This window comes from Edaphovirga cremea (assembly GCF_003332275.1).
Classification (GTDB): domain Bacteria; phylum Pseudomonadota; class Gammaproteobacteria; order Enterobacterales; family Enterobacteriaceae; genus Edaphovirga; species Edaphovirga cremea.
Genome location: NZ_QOVA01000007.1, coordinates 233,463 through 246,636, shown reverse-complemented (window position 1 = coordinate 246,636; position 13,174 = coordinate 233,463). Strand labels below are relative to the sequence as shown.

Below are 13,174 nucleotides of genomic sequence, written 5' to 3'. Positions count from 1 at the left end.
TCTTGTTGAACGTTTGCAGTTGCCAGACCGCAAACTGTTTTAACAAATCAAAAGGGGTTTTTATAACTGGCTCAAAGCTGAAAGCTTTACGGAACCTCCAGCCTAGCTGGAGGTTTTCTGTGCATAACCAAACAGGGCGAATTATTCGCCCTGTTTCGCTTTTCAGATCGGGAAAATCAGCCTGGAATCAGCCATTCAGTGCCTGCTGCAAATCCTCGATCAAATCTTCCGTATTCTCAATCCCTATCGACAGACGCAGCAGTTGCGGGGTAATGCCGCTTTTCATCCGCTGCTCAAGAGGAATGGAGGCGTGGGTCATGCTGAACGGCTGGCTGATCAGGCTTTCGACGCCACCCAGACTTTCGGCCAGCGTGAACAGCGCCGAACGTTTGATTACCGCACGCGCATAGTCATCGTCGCCTTTCAATCGAACCGATATCATGCCGCCAAATCCCTGCATTTGCTGTTTTGCCAGCGCGTGTTGCGGATGGCTGGCAAGTCCGGGGTAGTAAACGGCCTCAACTTGCGGCTGGGATTCCAGCCATTCGGCAATTTTCTGCGCGCTATGGTTGTGTCGTTCAATTCGCAGCGCCAATGTTCTCAGCCCACGCAGCGTCAGGAAACTGCTGAACGGGTCGAGGATGCCGCCGACGGCATTCTGCAAGAAGGCAAGCTGCGTCGCCAGTTCGCTGTTATTTCCGACAGCCGCGACACCGGCGACCACGTCAGAATGACCATTGAGATATTTGGTCGCGGAGTGCACCACGATATCAAAGCCGAGATCCAGCGGACGCTGAATGGCCGGTGAGGCGAACGTATTGTCAGCCACGCTGATCAACTGATGCTTTGTGGCCAGAGCCGCAATGGCGCGCAAATCGGCCAGTTTCAGTAACGGATTGGTCGGCGTTTCGACCCAAATCATTTTCGTTTGCGGCGTAATCGCCTGTTCGAGCGCCTGAAGATCCGCCGGGTCCACGTAGGTCACCTGCAACCCTGCGCTGCGCTTGCGCACTTTTTCCAGCAGACGGTAGGTGCCTCCGTACAGATCGTCAACGGCAATCAGATGGCTGCCCTGATCCAGCAGTTCCAGCACGGTTGAGCACGCAGCCAGCCCGGACGCAAAGGCAAATCCACGCGTTCCCCCTTCCAGTTCGGCAATCGCGGACTCCAGAGCCGCGCGCGTTGGATTGCCGCTACGTGAATAGTCATAGCCGATGGGTTCGCCCGGCGCGGGTTGGGCAAACGTGGATGTCGCATAAATTGCGGGCATCACCGCGCCAGTGCTGTCGGGTTTATAACCGGCATGAACCGTCAGCGTATCAAATTTAGCCATAATAGAATTCCTTTACCTCAACGGGAAAATGAGCGAATCAACGGAGCTTCTGACGCCAATGATTAAGTACGTCGGTGCGGGTGATCAAGCCCAGGAAATGGTCGCCATCGAGTATTACCGCGACGTGTCCCTGATTGAACGTCTCCAGCAGTTGCGCGAACGAAGCCTCTTTTTGCAGCGTATTAACCCGAACGGTCATGGCTTCGCGGGCGGGCAAAGAGAAATGCTCAGGGTTATTTTGCAGACTGTTCAACAAGTCCCATTCGTCGATTAATCCGACCAGACGATCGTTTTCCAGGACCGGCAATTGCGAAATATCGTAAAGACGCATGCGGGCATGGACGATCGCCAGCGTATCTTCCGGCGCAACGGACACGGTGGAACCGTCGTCGTGGCGATAGGCGATCAAATCGCGCAGGTCTCCGAGCTGTTCACGCTTAATCAGCCCCTGTTCGAGCATCCAGTGATCGTTATACATTTTAGACAAATATTTATTGCCGCTATCGCAAACAAAAGTCACCACGCGTTTGGCTTCGGTTTGCTGTTGGCAATAGCGCAGCGCTGCGGCCAGCAAGGTGCCGCTGGACGAACCTGCCAATACGCCTTCGAGGCGCAACAGATCGCGCGCCGTGGTAAAGGCTTCGGCGTCGTCGATGGAATAGGCGTGGGTGACCTGACGGAAATCCGACAGCGCCGGAACAAAATCTTCCCCGATGCCTTCCACCAGCCAACTTCCGGCTTCGCCTGTTTCACCGCTGCGCTGGTATTCCGCCAGAATGGAGCCATCCGGGTCGGCCAGCACAAACGCGGTTTCGGGGGAGACCTCGGAGAAATAGCGGCTTAACCCACCCAGCGTACCGCCCGATCCGACGCCAACGACGATCGCGTCGACGTCATGATCCATCTGCTGCCAGAGTTCGGGGCCGGTAGTCGCGTAATGCGCCGCCGAATTTGCCGGGTTATTGAATTGATCAATGTAATAAGAGCCAGGGGTTTCATCTGCCAGCCGCCGGGCATAATCCTGATAATAGGCCGGATGGCCTTTCACGACGTCGGAACGGGTGAGCACCACCTCGACACCCAGCGCACGCAGGTGAAAAATCTTCTCACGGCTCATTTTATCCGGGACAACCAGCACCAGCCGATAGCCTTTCAGCGCCGCCACCAGCGCCAATCCCAGACCGGTGTTACCGGCGGTCGCTTCGACGATGGTACCACCCGGCTTGAGCAAGCCTTCACGCTCTGCATGTTCAATCATCGAGAGGGCGACGCGATCTTTAATCGATCCGCCAGGATTCTGGTTTTCAAGTTTGACGAACAAACGGCACGGGCCGGTATCAAACCGGGTCAGTTCGAGCAGTGGGGTATTTCCTATCAGATCGATGACAGAATGCGGGATTGCCATATCTCTTTGCAGCCTTGGTGTGAGAAACATAACCTGATGATAGATCCGGCCTGAGGATGAAATAAAAGAATAAAAAACCAGATGATATGCCATTATGTAATATAATATTCTATTTGGACGTGTGGATGTGCAGCGGTATAGAAGTTGGGAAGTACAGACGTTTACCTAAATTGTGCTGAATCCTGACGTTCCCTGCACAATAACGCACTATGTAGTATATTTTTTAAGGGGAATTTATCTAACTTTACATTGAGAGGGTTAATCCCCGTGCGTAAAGGTGTTAGTTTTGGCAGTAGTAATATTCCTGACTTATTGAAAGATAAAGTAATTCCGATTATCTGAATGGAAACACTGACAATCCGATGAAAAAATCCTCTTTCTACCGCACATTCAGGCTGTTCGGCGCAGGCACCAGCTTGCTGCTGCTCTCCTTGCCCGCTGCCTCTGCCGAACAGGCACCCACTGCACCGCAAATCAATGCCAAAGCCTATGTTTTAATGGATTTTTATAGTGGGAAAATCCTGGCTGAGGCCAACGCCGATACCCGTCTCGATCCTGCCAGTCTGACCAAGGTGATGGGGAGTTACGTTATCGGACAAGCCATCAAGTCTGGCAAGATTACCCCAGACGATATGGTTACCATCGGCAAAGACGCCTGGGCGACCGGTAATCCGGTGCTGCGTGGATCTTCACTGATGTTTCTTAAACCGGGCGACAAGGTGCCGGTTTCTGAACTGAACAAAGGGGTTGTCATACAGTCTGGCAATGATGCCAGCATTGCGTTGGCGGATTATGTCGCAGGCAGTCAGGACGCCTTCGTGAATTTGATGAACAATTATGTGAAGGCTTTTGGGTTGGAAAATACCCATTTCCTTACGGTACACGGACTGGATGCGGAGGGGCAGTACAGCACCGCTGGCGATATGGCGCGCATCACGCAGGCTTTGATCCGCGACGTCCCGGATGAGTATGCCATTCATAAGGAGAAGGAATTCACCTTCAATAAAATTCGTCAGGTGAATCGTAACCGCTTGCTGTGGAGCACCAATCTGAATGTCGATGGGGTGAAGACCGGGCATACGTCGGGAGCGGGATATAACCTCATCTCTTCCGCGACAGACAACGGCATGCGGTTGATTTCCGTGGTTCTGGGTGCGCCGAGCGATCGGGTTCGTTTCAGCGAAAGCGAAAAATTGCTCACCTGGGGTCTGCGGTTTTTTGAAACGGTAACGCCCCTCAAGGCAGATACGCCGTTTGTGACTCAGCGGGTGTGGTTTGGCGATCAAAAAGAGATTGCCCTGGGAGTGAAGAGCGATGCCGCACTGACGATTCCGCGTGGTCAGATGAAGAACCTCAAGGCCAGTTACCATCTTAATCAGGAGCAAATCGAAGCCCCGTTAAGCAAATATCAGGCAGTGGGTACCATTGATTTTCAGTTGGATGGAAAAACCATTGAGCAACGACCGCTGGTGGTATTGAGTGAAGTCAAAGAGGGCGGATTCTTCAGCAGAATCTGGGATTTCATCGTGATGAAAATTAGCGGATTGTTCAGTGCGTTTTCGGGGAAATAGGCCAATTTTACCCGCTTTCAACGCAGTAAAATCAGTAACTCAGCAATTCAGTAAAAATGTCCATGAAAAAGGCGATGCATTCTTATCACTAAGAGGCATCGCCTTTTTGATCCTGCCTACAGCAGTCTTCTTACCGCATCCGACTAGCCAACCAGGCTGAACATGATCGCGGAGATGGCAATCAGACCCATCACGACAACGAATACGTTGCTGATATGGCCGCTGTATTTACGCATTGCCGGTACTTTGCGAATGGCGTACATCGGCATCAGGAACAGCAGCATCGCGATGATAGGGCCGCCCAGCGTCTCAATCATGCCGAGAATACTTGGGTTCAGCGTCGCAACAATCCAGGTTGTCACCAACATGAAAACGGCGGTCATGCGGTTCAGTTTAGGGATACTGATGGTCTTGCCTTTGCTGCGCAGAGATTTAATGACCAGACCATTGAAACCTTCACGGGCACCCAGATAGTGACCGAGGAACGATTTGGTGATGGCGATAAACGCGATCAGTGGCGCGATATATTCGATCATCGGGTTGTGAAAGTGGTTTGCCAGATACGAAAGAATCGAAATGTTTTGTGCTTTCGCTTCCATCAGATCGGCGGGTGACAGGCTCAGTACGCAACTGAACACAAAGAACATCACGGTCAGCACCATCATCAGGTGGCTGCGGGCGAGGATCGCGGAGCATTTTTTCTCGGCATCCACACCGTACTCTTCACGCTTGGCGACGGCAAAAGCTGAAATAATTGGCGAATGGTTGAATGAGAACACCATCACCGGAATCGCCAGCCACAGCGTCATGATCAGGCCATTGCCGACGCTACCCGCGCTGACGCTGACGTTTTCAAAGATCGCGCTGGTCCAGTTTGGAATCAGGTACAACGCCAGCAGCATCAGGATCGCGACAAACGGGAACACCAGAATACTCATCGCCTTAACAATAAACTGCTCGCCCAGACGAACGATCGTCATCAAGCCAACAATCAGAATCAAAGACAAAAGGGCACGCGGCGGTGCGTTCAGATGCATTTGGTGTGTGATAAAGCTTTCAACCGTATTGGTGATAGCCACGCTGTACACCAGCAGAATCGGGTAGATAGCGAAGAAGTAGAGCAGGGTAATCAATTTACCGGCGCTGATACCAAAATGCTCTTCAACCACTTCAGTAATATCTTCACCGGGATTTTTACCGGAAAGAACAAAACGGCACAGGCCACGGTGGGCAAAATAGGTCATCGGGAAGGCTAAAATAGCCATAATGATCAAAGGGATCAGACCACCGATACCGGCATTGATGGGCAGGAACAATACGCCTGCGCCAATGGCGGTACCGTATAGGCCGAGCATCCACATGGTGTCAGATTTACGCCAGGCCAGCGAAGAGGCATCAGCGCCCAGAGAGGCAATTGTGCCGGTTTGAGTGGTTTCCATACAATCTCCATGGTGTAAAAAGTGAATCAAAAATATAAAAGCGGAAAAAGGTTAACTTTCGGCGGATTAATTGCTGTGCTGTATAACGATCGCTTTCGATGAATTATCTAAGGGGAATTGTTCGAATTTCCAACAACGCTTAACCAAATCTGTGGATGATGGTAAAGATGACACATTCTTTATCATGGAATTATGTGCTGGGATAATCTTTCGCCCGTAATTTAGAGCCGGAAAGATATAGTTTTGTAGCGTAAACATCCGTGATCTTGATCTCAAATGCGTCAGATAGCAGGTTTTGGTCTGATAAGTCATTTTTTAAGCTACATGCTGAGGGTTCAAACGATAGATTATCCTGAGCGGAGGATAATACACGCACATCTATTATTTTCCAGCAATCGTTTGCTATTTTAATGGCCTTACAATAATTATGGAATTTAAGGCAATGAAAGATAAACGTATTAATAAATTATTAACCAATTAATTCTCTGCGAAAAAATTAATAATATCCCGAGGGTTGCTGGATTTTTGCACGGAATATAGCAGTGGGAAAAACTTATTAATCGTACAAATAGGCGTCAATTCAATAGCAGAAACAGGCAATAAAAGGGATAAGCAATCGCGTAGGCAGCCAGGAAATGCCCTGACTGCGGGGATATCAATAGATCAGGGATATTTTTTGTTCGCGCAAAAAGTGTTTGAATTCAACATCCGGCGTGCGATTGGTCACGATGGTATCAAACAGCGACAGCGCACCTATGCAGGCCGGTTTCACTTTGCCGAATTTAGTGTGATCGGCGAGCAGAATGGCGCGTTTGGCCATGGCGATCGCCCGATGCTTCATCTCCAGCTCATCCAGATTAAAGCAGGTGGCACCCTGTTTCAGGCTCAGACCCGCCGCCGAAATAAACGCGATATCCGGGCAGATATTATCCAGCTCACAATGGCGCCCTATCGGCGTAAAGATATAACTGCTTGATTTGAATGAACCACCGCTCAAGATGACATGGCAGTTTGGCTTGTCCTGTAGGGCCAGAAAGGTGTTCAGTGAATAGCAGATGGCGGTAAACGACAATTCTTCATCAATCGCGTCGATCAGAAAGGGGATGGTGGTGCCGCAATCAAAAAATACGGTGTCATTCTCGGCGATCATTTCCGCAGCCAGAGCGCCAAGTACGCGCTTCTCTTCCACCTGACGCGCTTTCTGATCGGAAACAAAATAGTTGGTCACATTGTTGCTGCGCGGATCGGTCACGACGTAGCCGCCAAGCAGCACAACCGGGGCAGGCTCAGCATTTAAATCACGACGGATTGTCATTTCGGACACGCCCAACAGGGCTGCGGCTTCTTTCAGATGAATTTTATCTGAACGCTTTAATGCTTGCGCAAGCTTCTGTATCCGTTCCTGCCGCCGAGTTTCCATTGCTGACCTCTGTAAAATTCACGTGCACAATATTACCCTTAACCGGTGGAAAGCGTAAACATAACGATTGTCGGTAGGGCATAAAAAAGCCCTGCAATATCAGACGTTCACAGAGAATAGGATTAATCCCTTATCCAGCCCTTACGGATCGGAAAGGAAAAACACAGGCGATAGACGCGTTCGAGCAGGGCAGAAATGTGCTGGCCGAAGTAATTCCACATCAACTGGCCGAACAGACACCCCAGCATGCCGACCAACAGACCACCCACCATATCCAGTGGCCAGTGTATGCCAAGATAGATCCGCGACCAGGCGATAGCGACGGCCACGCCCATCAGGACAACGCCAGACCAGGTGCGGTGCCAGAGCAGGAACGCCAGCGCAAACGTGAACATTGCCGTGCCGTGGTCGCTGGGGAATGAGTCATCCGGGGCGTGTTGCAAGAAGGTGTAGCCAAAGCCGTCGACAAAGGGACGGGTGTGCGGGAACAGCATGGAAATGCACTTGGTGGTCAACATGGCAAACATCAGGGCAATCGCCGTTTTACTGACTAACTCGCGCTGCGATGACATCCTCTCCTGATCACCCCAAAACCACAAAAACACGATGAGAATCGGGACGATAGCGATCAGATCGCGCGCCACGAATGTCGCGAGTTCGATCATAAACTGCGGCGATTGTGGCGTTGCATTGATCCAATAAAAAAGAAGATGGTTCAACTGTTCCATGATTATTCCTTCATGTTATGGCGGCGATAAATTCGATCTACCCAAAGACAGCCAACGGGCCGAGCCAAACCCACCTGCCCACAGGTTATGGGTTAAAAACAGCAAACCACTGACCAATAAACCAAAAACGTAGCAAAGGTAGAATTATCCACTGGGTGAGTAAAGGGAGATAGTCCGAAAATGCGGATTTGTTGAGGGTTCATTTACGGTTGTAAAAGAAGGAGTTGCCGCTTTCCCGGAAAGGCCCATAGCGTGATTCATCATCAAACTGTAATGAAAATGGCTTAAGGAAACCTTAAGCCATTTTCTGGGACTCTATTGCCGCCAGGCAATTCGATTAGCGTTGTGCGGCTTCAAGCGCCTGCGCGACATCGGCGATGATGTCGTCAATATATTCAATCCCGACAGAGATTCTGATCAGGTCTTCACTTACGCCTGCCCGCGCCAGTTCTTCAGGGTTAAGCTGCCGATGGGTGGTACTGGCCGGGTGGCAAGCCAGGGATTTGGTGTCTCCGATATTCACCAGTCGCAGAACCATCTGCAATGCGTCGATAAAACGGCCTCCAGCCTCTTTGCCGCCTTTTATTCCGAAGCTCACAATACCAGACGCTTTGCCCGAGGTGATTTTATCGCAATTGGCTTTATAAGGGCTGCCGGGTAGCGCCCCGTAATTGACCCAGTTCACCTGCGGATGATTTTGCAGGAACGTCGCCAGCGCCAGCGCATTGCTACAGTGTCTTTCCATACGCAGGCTCAATGTTTCCAGGCCCTGAAGCAGTAAAAAAGCGCTGTGTGGCGATAACGCGGCACCGGTGTTGCGCAGAGGCACCACCCGGCAGCGGCCAATATAGGCGGCAGGGCCAAACGCTTGCGTGTATACCACGCCATGATAGGACGGATCCGGCACATTCATTACGCTAAAACGTGACGAATTCGCGACCCAGTCAAACTTACCGGAATCGATGATAATTCCGCCGAGCGTGGTGCCGTGTCCGCCGATGTATTTGGTCAGCGAGTGAACCACAATGTCTGCGCCGAGTTCAAAAGGGCGGCACAGAACCGGCGTCGCCACGGTGTTATCAACGATGACCGGCACGCCATGGCGATGGGCAATCTCGGCGAGACGGGCAATATCGACGATATTCCCAGCAGGGTTACCGATGGATTCGCAGAACAGCGCTTTCGTCCGCTCATCAATCAACGCCTCCATGCGGTCGAAGTCATCGAAGGCCGCCATGCGCACTTCAACGCCCTGCCGGGGCAAGGTATGCGCAAAGAAATTATACGTCCCGCCATAGAGCTGGCTGGTACTAACGATGTTATCGCCGACCTCCGTCAGGGCTTGCACGGCATAGACAATTGCGGCCATGCCGGACGCCACAGCCAGCGCACCAATGCCGCCTTCAATAGCGGCGAGGCGTTGCTCAAGCACCGCGTTGGTCGGATTCATAATGCGGGTATAGATATTGCCGGGCACTTTCAGGTCGAAAAGGTCGGCACCATGCTGGGTATCATCGAACGTGTAGGAGGTAGTCTGATAAATGGGTACGGCGGCAGATTTAGTGGTCGCTTCGGATACATAGCCGTGATGTAAAGCCAGTGACTCTAATTTCATGATAACGGTCCCTTAGGGTTTATTTATTTTTCGCTACTTCAGCAGAATACGATGGCCTCTGCATAAAAGGCTATAAAAAATAGTCATAAGGTTATTTAGAAATAGGAAAGTAATTCAGGCAATCAATGCGTGCAGCCTGCTGTTGGTTTTGTGTTAACAAGGTTTGAGGTGCTGAGATCCGCGTTACGCGACAACGCCGCAAGTGGTGAGTGTTTCTTTCTAAGTCAATCGAGGTCAACGATGGAAAATATAAGTCTGGGATATATAGGACAACGACGGTCAGTGTTGGGTCAGCAATATCTTCTCGGGAATGGTTACCGGGGGTTCAATCCCTTGCTAAAGCGCTTCTCAAGCTGGGATCGTTCCAGTCCGTTTGGCGTTGGGGGATGCAACGGGTATCTCTATTGCAGCGGTAACCCCGTGAATATGGCCGATACGTCGGGGCATGCCCCGTTATGGAAAATAGTGCTTATGGATGTAGTAACTCACGTTGAGGTGATTGATGAAGTCCTGGAAACAGAAGTGGTAGATAGCGTAGTTTTTTCGAAAGAGCATACGTCCTTTTCAAAGAAAACCCGTTTGGAAACGGGTTATATCAGAGATATTGATAACTCTGGGCAATCAGTGTTGATGATTCATGGAAACAATAGTGCAGTTTCCGGCTTCATGATGTTGGTGGATGCGACCAATGAGGAAGGTTTGCGCACAACCATTCAGTTTACGTATAAGCATTTTGTGCAATTCTTGCAAATGGAAGGGATTGATTTATCGATGCCTGAAGGGACACCACTGCATCTTTTAATGTGTCGCTCTGGGCGTTCTGATTTAGCCAGGGAACTGGCGAAATATTTGAAAAGACCGGTGATAAGTTATGGTAAGCGACAACGGATAACGATGAAATCACCGTTGATTAAAGATATGCATTTAATGCCAGACGGATTTTTTGACGTCAAAGGAAGTTCGGATAATCGAGTGGAGGCAACAAAACACTATCCCGACGGTCATGAAGTGATAACCTGTTTTGAAAATGAAGAGCCTTTATTTGCCTTAGGTTTTCCGTATGTTTTTCCGTAGCCAGTAAGGTAGGGCGGTAAACAGGAATAGGTAACGATTTAAATTTTCAACCTGATAAATAACGTATGTCTATAGGTTAATTAATGGGTAAAAGGCATTGATTCGGCAGATATCCAATGCCTTATATTTATTTAATGAAAAGACCCACAACTTTATCCGCTATGACTGCTTTTTATTCCTGATGGTGCGTTCAATATTTGCACCCTTCTCATCAAAGTAGCGGTTAGGCCAGATTTCTGCCGGATGCACACCGATTGCATCCGCAATCAGCTTTTCCCCTTTCGGCCACGGGCGAGATAACGTATTTGCGAGGGTGGAAGAACTGAGACCCGACTTGCGCGATAACGCCGCGAGTGTCGTTCCTTTCTTTCTTATCGACGCAATAATATCCGCCGGATGCCAGGCTTCACTTAAAACGGGAGTGGTGTTGGAAGGTTTTTCTAATGCAGTCATGTAGAACCTCTTTTACATTTATCGCAGGCACCAATGGAAAACGAGGACGCCTGATAGAGGTTGCGATTTTCGGGGTGCAAATCCCGGCGTTGGATTTTGCCAACGCGAGCGAACTATACCGCCATGTTCTGAATATGGGCAAGACGTTTTAAAGGTTGTCGGACTGCTTTGCCATTTTTGTGATGCACCGCCAAGAACCTTGTTAACTTTAGCACGTTAAATCATTTATTGAATCAATGATTTTATTTTTAATTTGCATTGTTATCAATGAGTTTGCGAGGGTTTTGCCTATCGGAGTACTACATGGTTGGGGAGGTGTTAGAGGTTATAGTAGTCAATGTATGGTTCAGACAAACCATACATTTGATCGGGGAAAGCAGATGTAATTACAGGGTGACTCTACAGATATCGATATGATTGAGGTGCGGTTATGTTTTTGCCTAACGCACTCAATGCAAGAGGCTTCTCATACCTACGAACGTTTGATATTTCAATTGCGTAAGCTTTTTCTCTCGATTCGAAGTAGATATCAAAGAAGTCTTTGCTTATGCCTGCGAATTTTTTAGTTTTTTTCCATACGACCGAAGGCTCATCATGAATAACATCAGCTATGTCAAATTCACCTACGACCATACCAACCGGCATCGTGGAGTAGATAACAACAGATGTAACCAAATCGTTTTTAAAAATCCCTTTTCTAAACTCAAATTTCTTAGAGCCATCTAGAATTTTTTCAACAAATTCTGGTTTAATTGATAATAATACTTTCATCTACGTTACCTAATTCAATAATTTTATTAAATACTAAGTCACTTAATTCCATGAAGCCCCAATAAGAATTTGGATTCATTTCTGCTTCATTAATAAGTGTAGCACGATTTAATCGTTTTGGTAAAGCTATGTTATATGTAAAGGTTATTATGTAAGGATATCTTTTGGATCTATAAAAATCCGAAAGTTCACCTTGAGAAAACACGCTATATTTAATACAGTAAGCTATGAATTCATTTTCAGAAAAAAACGAATGAATATCTTTTACACTTTCGACTACGCATACAGAGGTTACAACTGACCTGTAATATGCTGGCCCTTTATTATCAGATGTTCTATAAATGACTACAATATCATGTGGTTTCATGAGCATGACATCTTTCATACCGCAAATATAAATCTTTCTTATGCTATTGGCATATGATACATCGTTAATAATTGACGGAGACTCTGTAACAAGAATTGAATCAGGGAACAGGCGCGTGTGGTATGTTGGATAAATACTTAATAAGTATTTCTTTTCATTATCTCTATTGTTTATGTAGGGATAATCGGCAAGAAGATCGCCAGTTAGATGTAAACTGGACATATTCCGGACTAAAACATTTTCAATACCATTTAATGATTGCTTTTCTCCATAACGAATGAATCCATATGCTTGAAATAATTTTATCAGATAACTGTGTTTATCAAATACGGTTACGTATATGTCATTAACTTTATACTCTAAAGCATGGTCAAATATTTTTTTAAGGAATCGCTGTCCCCGAAGGGTTCCTTTAGGGTTAAATTTAAAAGTACCTACCTTGAGATGCTTTAAGGTTCTTATATTTGGAATCACATCGTCTACTTGGCCGCTTTCAAATTTTAAATACATAAATCCATCAATTTTTAAAAATTCGTCATAAAGTACATATGCATAATCAGTGCCAGATAAACATTTTTTTTGAATCCAAGTAAGAAAGCCATGAGCATAATCATCTTTTAATGAATCAAAAAACGGATCATTAAAATCAACCTGATTGAAAGGTAAATACTTTAAGTTTTCCATTTATAGCTCCTTGTAAGTGCCTTTCTAACACTTAATTGACATGTGATATATTGTTTTTTTGTGTATGGTTTGAGATGCGGAGCTGTACTCAATACTATAAATTCTACTCATCCATAAAATAGATGGTTGCTATTTATACCGCCATGTTTGAAGTGTGGGCAAGGTCTTTCAAAGGTTTTTGAAACACTTTGTTGTTTCTGCGACGCCCCACCAAAAATTTTGTTAATTAGGGTATGCTGAATCATTTTTTAAGCCAATAATTCGATTTTAAATTTGAATTATTATCAATGAGTTTACGAGGGTTTTGCCTATCG

At 47.7% G+C, this 13,174-nt stretch carries 11 protein-coding genes and 1 pseudogene; 3 read left to right on the top strand and 9 right to left on the bottom strand.

From position 1 onward, the window contains the following. Positions 1-187 precede the first annotated feature (187 nt). Together DRI82_RS12610 and DRI82_RS12605 are read right to left on the bottom strand one after the other, a co-directional pair. Complete coding sequence (locus DRI82_RS12610) at positions 188-1,333, bottom strand: trans-sulfuration enzyme family protein (protein WP_114194137.1); 1,146 nt, start codon at positions 1,331-1,333, stop codon at positions 188-190. 37 nt (positions 1,334-1,370) lie between these two features. After that, positions 1,371-2,738 (bottom strand): pyridoxal-phosphate dependent enzyme, encoded by a 1,368-nt coding sequence (locus tag DRI82_RS12605; RefSeq protein ID WP_114194135.1) that lies wholly within the window; start codon positions 2,736-2,738, stop codon positions 1,371-1,373. Positions 2,739-3,100: 362 nt separating this feature from the next. On the opposite strand from DRI82_RS12605, the gene DRI82_RS12600 reads away from it, so the two are divergent. Continuing rightward, positions 3,101-4,309 carry a serine hydrolase gene (locus tag DRI82_RS12600; protein ID WP_114194133.1) on the top strand — a complete coding sequence of 403 codons (1,209 nt, stop codon included), beginning with the start codon at positions 3,101-3,103 and terminating at the stop codon, positions 4,307-4,309. 143 nt (positions 4,310-4,452) lie between these two features. Here the strand turns inward: DRI82_RS12600 and DRI82_RS12595 are convergent, their stop codons facing one another. From DRI82_RS12595 to DRI82_RS12580, 4 genes are all read right to left on the bottom strand, one after another. Further along, the gene (locus DRI82_RS12595) at positions 4,453-5,748 is read right to left on the bottom strand and encodes an HAAAP family serine/threonine permease (RefSeq protein ID WP_114194131.1); all 1,296 of its coding nucleotides are present in this window, start codon (positions 5,746-5,748) and stop codon (positions 4,453-4,455) included. 655 nt (positions 5,749-6,403) lie between these two features. Further along, positions 6,404-7,168: a DNA-binding transcriptional repressor DeoR gene (gene deoR / locus DRI82_RS12590; RefSeq protein ID WP_114194129.1), complete on the bottom strand. Its 765-nt coding sequence runs from the start codon at positions 7,166-7,168 to the stop codon at positions 6,404-6,406. Positions 7,169-7,290: 122 nt separating this feature from the next. After that, complete coding sequence (gene ybjG / locus DRI82_RS12585; protein ID WP_114194127.1) at positions 7,291-7,896, bottom strand: undecaprenyl-diphosphate phosphatase; 606 nt, start codon at positions 7,894-7,896, stop codon at positions 7,291-7,293. Between the two features lie 337 nt (positions 7,897-8,233). Beyond that, the gene (locus DRI82_RS12580) at positions 8,234-9,511 is read right to left on the bottom strand and encodes an O-acetylhomoserine aminocarboxypropyltransferase/cysteine synthase family protein (protein ID WP_114194125.1); all 1,278 of its coding nucleotides are present in this window, start codon (positions 9,509-9,511) and stop codon (positions 8,234-8,236) included. 240 nt (positions 9,512-9,751) lie between these two features. Between DRI82_RS12580 and DRI82_RS24340 the strand changes: the two are divergent. Further along, positions 9,752-9,946: pseudogene (locus DRI82_RS24340) on the top strand (RHS repeat-associated core domain-containing protein); the annotation flags it as partial. 36 nt (positions 9,947-9,982) lie between these two features. Continuing rightward, positions 9,983-10,585, top strand: a complete 603-nt coding sequence (locus DRI82_RS12575; RefSeq protein ID WP_245956830.1) for a hypothetical protein — start codon at positions 9,983-9,985, stop codon at positions 10,583-10,585. A 159-nt stretch (positions 10,586-10,744) separates the two neighbouring features. Here the strand turns inward: DRI82_RS12575 and DRI82_RS12570 are convergent, their stop codons facing one another. The 3 genes from DRI82_RS12570 to DRI82_RS12560 form a co-directional block, all read right to left on the bottom strand. Next, the gene (locus DRI82_RS12570) at positions 10,745-11,038 is read right to left on the bottom strand and encodes a helix-turn-helix domain-containing protein (RefSeq protein ID WP_114194121.1); all 294 of its coding nucleotides are present in this window, start codon (positions 11,036-11,038) and stop codon (positions 10,745-10,747) included. Between the two features lie 399 nt (positions 11,039-11,437). Next, on the bottom strand, positions 11,438-11,809 hold the full coding sequence (locus DRI82_RS12565) for an ASCH domain-containing protein (RefSeq protein WP_114194119.1): 372 nt from the start codon (positions 11,807-11,809) through the stop codon (positions 11,438-11,440). Beyond that, a complete protein-coding gene (locus tag DRI82_RS12560; RefSeq protein ID WP_114194117.1) occupies positions 11,787-12,860 on the bottom strand; it encodes an N-acetyltransferase in 1,074 nt (357 codons plus the stop codon). Before DRI82_RS12560 ends, DRI82_RS12565 begins: the two co-directional genes overlap by 23 nt. Between the last annotated feature and the right edge of the window lie 314 nt (positions 12,861-13,174).